Genomic DNA, 7847 nt, shown 5'->3' with positions numbered 1-7847 from the left:
TTTTTTGTCCCCCCCGCCCGCGTGGTCGCCTTTGTTCCACCCCTGTGCCCCCACCGGGTTTTTCCGCGTTCTGTGGGGGGGGGGGGGGGGGCGGCGGGGGGCCCCCGCGCGCCGCCGGGCCGGGGGGGCCCCGCGCCCCGTCCCCCGACCCGCACCATCATCCGCGGCGCACCAGCGACCACCCGCGACCGTTAGACGAGAAAGTGAGCACGACGACAGCCATGGCTGAGGCTCAGAACTCCCCCGAGGACCTGCGAGAGGCTTCGGCCGAGGGGGGCACCCCGCCGGTGGGCTCGACCACCGCCGGCGCCATCGCGGTGGCCGGCGAGTCCACCATCGCCACCCGCACGAGCGCCCCGCCGTCCTACGACGTGGCGGACTTCCCCGTGCCGCACGGTCGCGAGGAGGAGTGGCGCTTCACCCCGCTGGAGCGGCTCAAGGGGCTGCACGACGGCAGCGCCCAGGCCACCGGCGGCGTCCGCGTGGAGGTCCAGGCGCCGCAGGGCGTGAGCGTGGAGACCGTCGGCCGTGAGGACGCCCGCGTCGGCAAGGGCGGCGTGCCCGCCGACCGCGTCGCGGCCCAGGCCTACAGCTCCTTCGAGAAGGCCACCGTCGTCTCGGTGCCCAAGGAGACCGTGCTGAGCGAGCCGGTGCGCATCTCGGTGCACGGCGAGGGCGGCGTGGCCTACGGGCACCAGGTGATCGAGCTGGGCGCGTTCGCCGAGGCCGTCGTCGTCATCGACCACACCGGTGACGCCACCGTCGCCGCCAACGTCGACTACCTGCTCGGCGACGGCGCGAAGCTGACCGTCGTCTCCGTCCAGGACTGGGACGACACCGCCGTCCACGCCGGACAGCACAACGCGCTCGTCGGCCGCGACGCCTCCTTCAAGTCCGTGATCGTCACCTTCGGCGGCGACCTGGTCCGGCTCCACCCCCGGGTGGACTACGCCGGCCCCGGCGGTGAGGCCGAGTTCTACGGCCTGTACTTCACCGACAACGGCCAGCACCAGGAGCACCGCCTCTTCGTCGACCACGAGGCCCCCAACTGCCGCTCCAACGTGGCCTACAAGGGCGCGCTGCAGGGCGAGGCCGCCCACGCCGTGTGGATCGGCGACGTGCTGATCCGCGCCAAGGCCACCGGCACGGACACCTACGAGCTCAACCGCAACCTCGTCCTCACCGACGGCGCGCGGGTGGACTCGGTGCCCAACCTGGAGATCGAGACCGGCGAGATCGTCGGAGCCGGCCACGCCTCGGCCACCGGCCGCTTCGACGACGAACAGCTCTTCTACCTGATGGCCCGCGGCATCCCGGAGAACGAGGCGCGCCGCCTGGTCGTCCGCGGCTTCTTCGCCGAGCTCGTCCAGCAGATCGGCGTCGAGGACGTCGAGGAGCGCCTGCTCGCCAAGATCGACGTGGAACTGGAGGCGTCGGTCGCATGAGCACCGCCGACTTCCACCGCGTGTGCGCCCTCGGAGAGCTGGCGGAGGACACCCCCAAGCGGGTGGAACTCGACGGCGTCCCCGTCTCGGTGGTGCGCACGCAGGGAGAGGTGTACGCGATCAACGACATCTGCTCCCACGCCAACGTCTCGCTGTCCGAGGGCGAGGTGGAGGACTGTGCCATCGAGTGCTGGCTGCACGGGTCGACCTTCGACCTGCGCACCGGCAAGCCCAACTCCCTGCCCGCCACGCAGCCCGTCCCCGTGTACCCCGTAAAGATCGAAGGAGACGGCCCCGACGCGGCTGTGCTCGTCTCCGTCACCCAGGAGTCCTGAGTCCCTATGGCAACCCTTGAGATCCACGACCTGCACGTCTCCGTGGACGCCGAGAACGGCCCGCGCGAGATCCTGAAGGGCGTCGACCTGACCGTGAAGCAGGGCGAGACGCACGCCATCATGGGCCCCAACGGCTCCGGCAAGTCCACCCTGGCCTACTCGCTGGCCGGCCACCCCAAGTACACCGTGACCGGCGGCACCGTCACCCTCGACGGCGAGGACGTCCTCGCCATGAGCGTCGACGAGCGCGCCCGCGCCGGCGTCTTCCTCGCCATGCAGTACCCCGTCGAGGTCCCCGGCGTCTCCGTCTCCAACTTCCTGCGCACCTCCGCCACCGCCGTGCGCGGCGAGGCACCCAAGCTCCGCACCTGGGTCAAGGAGGTCAAGGAGGCCATGGAGCGCCTCAACATGGACCCGGCCTTCGCCGAGCGCAACGTCAACGAGGGCTTCTCCGGCGGTGAGAAGAAGCGCCACGAGATCCTCCAGCTCGAACTGCTCAAGCCGGCCGTGGCCATCCTCGACGAGACCGACTCCGGCCTCGACGTGGACGCGCTGCGCATCGTCTCCGAGGGCGTCAACCGCGTCCGCGAGTCGGGCGAGGTCGGCACCCTGCTGATCACGCACTACACCCGGATCCTGCGCTACATCAAGCCCGACCACGTCCACGTCTTCGCGGCCGGCCGCATCGCCGAGTCCGGCGGCCCCGAGCTCGCCGACAAGTTGGAGGCCGAGGGCTACGAGGCGTACGTCAAGGCCGCACAGTGACCATCGACCCGCGGCCCGCCGGGCCGCGGGCCGCCCACCCGGGCCCGCCCACACCGGCGGGCACCCATCCCACCTGCCGCACACGCGGTGGTGCGAACGGAGGAGTTGAGGCGTGAGCGAGCTGCCGGGCCTCCTCGACACCGAGGCGATCCGTAAGGACTTCCCCATCCTGGACCGCAGGGTCCACGACGGGAAGAAGCTCGTGTACCTGGACAACGCGGCGACCTCGCAGAAGCCGCGCCAGGTGCTCGACGTACTGAACGCGCACTACGAACAGCACAACGCCAACGTCCACCGCGGCGTGCACGTGCTGGCCGAGGAGGCCACGGCTGCGTACGAGGGTGCCCGCGACAAGGTCGCGGCCTTCGTCAACGCGCCCAGCCGCGACGAGGTGATCTTCACCAAGAACGCCTCCGAGTCCCTCAACCTCGTGGCCAACATGCTCGGCTGGGCCGACGAGCCCTACCGGGTGGACGACGAGACCGAGATCGTCATCACGGAGATGGAGCACCACTCCAACATCGTGCCGTGGCAGCTGCTCTCGCAGCGCACCGGCGCGAAGCTGCGGTGGTTCGGCCTCACCGACGACGGCCGGCTCGACCTGTCGAACATCGAGCAGGTCATCACCGAGCGCACCAAGGTCGTCTCCTTCGTGCTGGTCTCCAACATCCTGGGCACCGTCAACCCGGTCGAGGCGATCGTGCGCCGCGCCCAGGAGGTCGGCGCCCTGGTGGTGATCGACGCCTCGCAGGCCGCGCCGCACATGCCGCTGGACGTCCAGGCGCTCCAGGCGGACTTCGTCGCCTTCACCGGCCACAAGATGTGCGGCCCGGACGGCATCGGCGTGCTGTGGGGCCGGCAGGAACTGCTGGAGGACCTGCCGCCGTTCCTCGGCGGCGGCGAGATGATCGAGACCGTCTCGATGCAGTCCTCCACCTACGCCCCGGCGCCCCACAAGTTCGAGGCGGGCACGCCCCCGATCGCGCAGGCCGTCGGGCTCGGCGCGGCCGTGGACTACCTCTCCTCGATCGGCCTGGAGAAGATCGCCGCCCACGAGCACGCACTCACCGAGTACGCGGTGAAGAGGCTCCTGGACGTCCCCGACCTGCGGATCATCGGTCCGGCGACCGCCGAGGACCGGGGCGCCGCGATCTCCTTCACCCTGGGCGACATCCACCCCCACGACGTGGGGCAGGTCCTCGACGAGCAGGGCATCGCGGTACGCGTCGGACACCACTGCGCGCGGCCGGTCTGCCTGCGGTACGGAATTCCCGCGACCACGCGAGCGTCGTTCTATCTGTACTCCACTCCGGCCGAGGTCGACGCCCTGGCCGAGGGGCTGGAGCACGTCCGTAACTTCTTCGGATGAGGGTGGAGACTTGTCAGTCGTGAAGCTGGACTCCATGTACCAGGAAGTCATCCTGGACCACTACAAGAACCCGCACGGCCGGGGTCTGCGCGACGGCGACGCCGAGGTGCACCACGTCAACCCGACCTGCGGGGACGAGATCACCCTCCGCGTGAAGCTGGACGGCTCGACCATCGGCGACGTCAGCTACGAGGGGCAGGGCTGTTCCATCAGCCAGGCCAGTGCCTCGGTGCTGAACGAACTGCTGGTCGGCAAACCGCTCGCCGAGGCGCAGCGGGTCCAGGAGACCTTCCTGGAGCTGATGCAGTCCCGCGGCCAGATCGAACCCGACGACGCGATGGAGGAGGTGCTGGAGGACGCCGTGGCCTTCGCCGGTGTCTCCAAGTACCCCGCCCGTGTCAAGTGCGCCTTGCTGAGCTGGATGGCCTGGAAGGACGCCACCGCCAAGGCCCTCTCCGAGGAGGCAACGACACCATGACCGACACCCCGGCGGGCACCGCCGCCGACGCGCCGACCACCAAGCCGGCCACCGAGGAGGAGCTCCGCGAGGCGCTCTACGACGTGGTCGACCCCGAGCTCGGCATCGACGTCGTCAACCTGGGCCTCATCTACGGCCTGCACATCGACGACAACAACATCGCCACCGTCGACATGACGCTGACCTCGGCGGCCTGCCCGCTGACCGACGTCATCGAGGACCAGGCGAGGTCGGCCACCGACGGCATCGTCAACGAACTGAAGATCAACTGGGTCTGGATGCCCCCGTGGGGCCCGGACAAGATCACCGACGACGGCCGCGAGCAGCTCCGCGCGCTCGGCTTCAACGTCTGAGACACCGCCGCGGGCACCGTCCCGCAGCTCCCCGATCCCGCCGGGCACTTGGCGCCCGGCGGGATCGGTGTGTCCGGGCTCCCGACGGCTGCGTAGGCTCGGGGCATGGCGTACCTGACACTGGCGGGAGCGATCCTCGCAGAGGTCCTGGCGACCACCTGCATGAAGCTCAGCGACAACTTCAGTCGCCTGTGGCCGTCGGTCGGGACCGCGGTCGGGTACCTGGTGGCCTTCGTCCTGCTGGCCCGCACCCTGAAGACGATGAACGTCGGCACCGCCTACGCCATCTGGTCCGGCGCCGGTACCGCGGTCATCGCGGCGCTGGGCATGCTCTTCCTCGGCGAGGGCGCGAGCGCCACCCGCATCGGCGGAATCCTGCTGGTCATCGCGGGGGTGATCGTGCTCAACCTCGGCGACGCGCACTGACCGGCCCGGCCCGCGCGCAGGCCGGGCGGCCCGCGGCGGGGCCCGCGCAGCCGGGCACGACCACCCGGCGGACCGGGTTCGCCTCCGGGAGGCCCGGCCGGTTAGGTTTTCCCTCATGACCGAAGCCGCAGCCTCCCGCACCACCGGCGCCGTCGCCGCCGGACTCGCCACCCTCGCCGCCGACGGCACCGTCCTGGACACCTGGTTCCCCGCGCCCGAACTCGTCGCCGAGCCCGGCCCCGCCGGCAGCGAGCGGCTGAGCGCCGAGCGCGCCGCCGAACTGCTGGGGGAGGCGGCGCCCGCGGCGCTCGGTCCCGACCCGCGCCGCGGCGTGGAAATCGTCGCCGTCCGCACGGTCATCGCCTCCCTGGAGGACAAGCCGCTGGACACCCACGACATCTACCTGAGGCTCCACCTGCTCAGCCACCGGCTGGTCCAGCCGCACGGCCAGAACCTCGACGGCATGTTCGGCCTGCTGGCCAACGTCGCGTGGACCTCGCTGGGCCCCGTCGCCGTCGACCAGCTGGAGACGGTGCGCCTCAACGCGCGCGCCGAGGGCCTCCACCTCCAGGTCACCAGCGTCGACAAGTTCCCGCGGATGACCGACTACGTGGCCCCCGCCGGCGTCCGCCTCGCCGACGCCGACCGGGCCCGCCTCGGCGCGCACCTGGCGTCCGGCACCACCGTGATGCACGAGGGCTTCGTCAACTTCAACGCCGGGACGCTGGGCGCCTCCATGGTCGAGGGCCGCATCTCCGCGGGGGTGGTCGTCGGTGACGGCTCCGACATCGGCGGCGGCGCGTCGATCATGGGCACCCTCTCCGGCGGCGGCAAGCAGATCGTCTCCATCGGCGAGCGGACCCTGCTGGGCGCCGAGGCCGGCATCGGCATCGCCCTGGGCGACGACTGCATCGTGGAGGCCGGCCTGTACGTCACCGCCGGCACCCGCGTCACCCTGCCCGACGGCGCGGTGGTCAAGGCCGCCGAGCTCAGCGGCGCCGACAACCTCCTCTTCCGCCGCAACTCCACCACCGGTACCGTCGAGGCGCTGCCGCGCACCGGCTCCTGGGGCGGCCTGAACGCGGCACTGCACCACAACGACTGACCCGGGCGGTCGGTCCGGCGCTTCACGCGGCGGCCCGGCGGGAGGACGCCCCTCCCGCCGGGCCGCCGTGCGTCCGCCCCGGGGGCGGGGCGCTGTGGCGAAGCCGTTACCGGCGACCGCCCGGCGCCTGCGGGGACCGCCGATAGGGTGAGCGGCATGCGTGATCTGGTGACCGGGCTGCGGTACGTGGGGAAGGGACAGCGCTGGGTCTTCCAGCACGGCCGGTGGTGGGGCTTCGGGTTGCTGCCGGCCCTCGTCACACTCGTCCTGAACGGCCTGCTGCTGGTGGCGCTGGCGCTGTGGGGCACCGACCTGGTCACCTGGGCCACCCCGTTCGCCGACGACTGGAGCAGCCCGTGGGCCGGGCTGCTGCGCGGCGTCTTCGTCTTCCTCCTCTTCGCCGCCGCCCTCGCCTTCGGGGTGCTCGCCTTCACCGCGGTGACGCTGATGGTCGGCGAACCCTTCTACGAGCGGCTCTCGGAGGCCGTCGAGGAGTCCGAGGGGTACTGCCCGGCCGGTCCGGACCGCCCCTGGTACACCGAGCTGTGGCGCGGCATCGCCGACTCCGTGTACGTGCTGCTGCGGGCGGTCGGGTTCGGGCTGCTCTTCTTCGTGCTGGGCTTCGTCCCGGCCGTCGGGCAGTCCGTGGTGCCGGCCGTGGGCTTCCTGGTCTCCGGCTTCTTCCTGACGCTGGAACTGGCCAGTGTGGCCATGCAGCGCCGGGACATCCCGGTACGGGAACGCATGGCCCTGCTCCGCCGCCGCAAGGCGCTGGCCGTGGGCTTCGGCACGCCCTACGTGCTGGCGTTCCTGGTGCCGCTGGTCGCCGTGGTGCTGATGCCGGGCGCGGTCGCCGGCGCGGCGCTGCTGGTGCGCGACCTCACCGGCGCCGAGGACGGGCCGGGCGAGGCCGCCGGCCCCCGGCAGGCCGCCGACGGGACGCCCCAGCCGTACGGCGCGCCGCCGGCGGCACCCGGCCCGTACGCCCCGGCCCCGGGGCCCTACCCGCAGGCGCACCCGGCCGCGAACCCCTACGCCACGCCGCAGCAGAAGCAGGCGCCCGTGCCCCCGGCCCGGCCCCAGGCACCGCAGCAGTGGCCGCAGCCGCCGCAGGCCCAGCCGTACGGTCAGCAGCCGTACGGGCAGCCTGACCCGCGGTCGGCGTACCCGCCCCCGCAGCCGCCGCAGGGGCCGCCGGCCGGCAGGTGAGCCGAGCCCGCCGCTCTCTCGTGCGCGGCCGGGCCCGGCCGGCAGGTCGCCGCGGGGCCCCTACGCGCCGCCGGACTCGGCGAGGGTGTGGGCCACCAGGGCGTTGGCGTGCCCGTGCCCCATGCCGTGCTCGGTCTTCAGCCAGCCCACCAGCTCCATGTGCCGGGTGAGGGGCGAGGCGTGGATGAGCGTCTTCCACTCGGCGATCGGACGGCCGTACGTCCTCTCGATGGAGGGGAAGTAACTGGCGGGGCCCTTCACGGTGTTCGTCATACCCGAAGAGTGGCACGGGCCACTGACAACGCGGCGCGGCCGCACCCGCTCCGCCCCCGCAGGGCACGCGGCCCGCGGGGCGGCCGGTG

10 protein-coding genes are annotated in these 7847 nt (G+C 72.1%); 9 read left to right on the top strand and 1 reads right to left on the bottom strand.

The window, feature by feature from the left end; translation table 11 throughout:
• The first annotated feature begins 221 nt into the window (after positions 1-221).
• The 9 genes from sufD (at position 222) to ACFV3R_RS13620 (ending at position 7485) form a co-directional block, all read left to right on the top strand.
• Positions 222-1445: a Fe-S cluster assembly protein SufD gene (gene sufD / locus ACFV3R_RS13660; protein WP_385580629.1), complete on the top strand. Its 1224-nt coding sequence runs from the start codon at positions 222-224 to the stop codon at positions 1443-1445.
• On the top strand, positions 1442-1780 hold the full coding sequence (locus tag ACFV3R_RS13655; RefSeq protein ID WP_385580627.1) for a non-heme iron oxygenase ferredoxin subunit: 339 nt from the start codon (positions 1442-1444) through the stop codon (positions 1778-1780). The genes sufD and ACFV3R_RS13655 overlap by 4 nt, the downstream gene beginning before the upstream one ends.
• A 6-nt stretch (positions 1781-1786) precedes the next feature.
• The gene (sufC, locus tag ACFV3R_RS13650; protein ID WP_385580624.1) at positions 1787-2545 is read left to right on the top strand and encodes a Fe-S cluster assembly ATPase SufC; all 759 of its coding nucleotides are present in this window, start codon (positions 1787-1789) and stop codon (positions 2543-2545) included.
• A 112-nt stretch (positions 2546-2657) separates the two neighbouring features.
• Positions 2658-3914: a cysteine desulfurase gene (locus ACFV3R_RS13645; protein WP_385580620.1), complete on the top strand. Its 1257-nt coding sequence runs from the start codon at positions 2658-2660 to the stop codon at positions 3912-3914.
• Positions 3915-3933: 19 nt separating this feature from the next.
• Complete coding sequence (sufU, locus tag ACFV3R_RS13640) at positions 3934-4392, top strand: Fe-S cluster assembly sulfur transfer protein SufU (RefSeq protein ID WP_385581111.1); 459 nt, start codon at positions 3934-3936, stop codon at positions 4390-4392.
• Positions 4389-4745, top strand: coding sequence for a metal-sulfur cluster assembly factor (locus tag ACFV3R_RS13635; protein WP_385580616.1), 357 nt, complete (start codon positions 4389-4391; stop codon positions 4743-4745). The genes sufU and ACFV3R_RS13635 overlap by 4 nt, the downstream gene beginning before the upstream one ends.
• Positions 4746-4850: 105 nt before the next feature.
• Positions 4851-5171: a DMT family transporter gene (locus tag ACFV3R_RS13630; protein WP_385580613.1), complete on the top strand. Its 321-nt coding sequence runs from the start codon at positions 4851-4853 to the stop codon at positions 5169-5171.
• Positions 5172-5286: 115 nt separating this feature from the next.
• Positions 5287-6276, top strand: a complete 990-nt coding sequence (dapD, locus tag ACFV3R_RS13625; protein WP_385580610.1) for a 2,3,4,5-tetrahydropyridine-2,6-dicarboxylate N-succinyltransferase — start codon at positions 5287-5289, stop codon at positions 6274-6276.
• A 156-nt stretch (positions 6277-6432) separates the two neighbouring features.
• A complete protein-coding gene (locus tag ACFV3R_RS13620; protein ID WP_385580608.1) occupies positions 6433-7485 on the top strand; it encodes an EI24 domain-containing protein in 1053 nt (350 codons plus the stop codon).
• Between the two features lie 60 nt (positions 7486-7545).
• Here the strand turns inward: ACFV3R_RS13620 and ACFV3R_RS13615 are convergent, their stop codons facing one another.
• The gene (locus ACFV3R_RS13615) at positions 7546-7758 is read right to left on the bottom strand and encodes a DUF4287 domain-containing protein (RefSeq protein ID WP_385580605.1); all 213 of its coding nucleotides are present in this window, start codon (positions 7756-7758) and stop codon (positions 7546-7548) included.
• Positions 7759-7847 lie beyond the last annotated feature (89 nt).

It is taken from the genome of Streptomyces sp. NPDC059740 (assembly GCF_042733155.1).
Lineage (GTDB): Bacteria > Actinomycetota > Actinomycetes > Streptomycetales > Streptomycetaceae > Streptomyces.
Note: the sequence above shows the minus strand (reverse complement) of the source record. Positions and strands in the feature narration are given on the sequence as shown.

Bases quoted from the DNA above. Each gene is read 5' to 3' on its own strand.
- ACFV3R_RS13635 (WP_385580616.1), top strand. From the start codon at position 4,389: ATGACCGACACCCCGGCGGGCACCGCCGCCGACGCGCCGACCACCAAG.
- ACFV3R_RS13630 (WP_385580613.1), top strand. From the start codon at position 4,851: ATGGCGTACCTGACACTGGCGGGAGCGATCCTCGCAGAGGTCCTGGCG.
- dapD (WP_385580610.1), top strand. From the start codon at position 5,287: ATGACCGAAGCCGCAGCCTCCCGCACCACCGGCGCCGTCGCCGCCGGA.
- sufD (WP_385580629.1), top strand. From the start codon at position 222: ATGGCTGAGGCTCAGAACTCCCCCGAGGACCTGCGAGAGGCTTCGGCC.
- ACFV3R_RS13655 (WP_385580627.1), top strand. From the start codon at position 1,442: ATGAGCACCGCCGACTTCCACCGCGTGTGCGCCCTCGGAGAGCTGGCG.
- ACFV3R_RS13615 (WP_385580605.1), bottom strand. From the start codon at position 7,758: ATGACGAACACCGTGAAGGGCCCCGCCAGTTACTTCCCCTCCATCGAG.
- sufC (WP_385580624.1), top strand. From the start codon at position 1,787: ATGGCAACCCTTGAGATCCACGACCTGCACGTCTCCGTGGACGCCGAG.
- ACFV3R_RS13620 (WP_385580608.1), top strand. From the start codon at position 6,433: ATGCGTGATCTGGTGACCGGGCTGCGGTACGTGGGGAAGGGACAGCGC.